The sequence below is a fragment of the Pseudomonas sp. AC463 genome, from assembly GCF_979253585.1.
Map to the genome: position 1 here is coordinate 1 of NZ_CEEDDZ010000962.1, position 249 is coordinate 249.

Annotated in this window: 1 protein-coding gene; it reads left to right on the forward strand. The window is 65.5% G+C overall.

The window, feature by feature from the left end:
- On the forward strand, window positions 1-249 hold a 249-nt coding region (locus tag AC0IYH_RS33095), incomplete at both ends, for a hypothetical protein (protein ID WP_471838625.1).

The following is a 249-nucleotide window of genomic DNA, read 5'->3' on the forward strand; positions in this document are numbered from 1 at the left end:
GCGGCGCGCGACACGATCCGGCTGCTTTCGTGGTTCAAGACCAACGCCCCGAACACCTCGGTCACCGTGCTCGCCAACCGCGTCGCGGGGACCGGCCAGCCGGAGATCACGCGCAAGGACTTCGAAACCTCGATCGAGCGCAAGATCGATTATCTCGTGCCCCTCGACATGAAGCTCGCCGCACAGGCCGCCAAGCTGGGCAAGCCGGTCGCCGAAGCGGGCAAGAATTCGAAGACCGTCACGCCGATC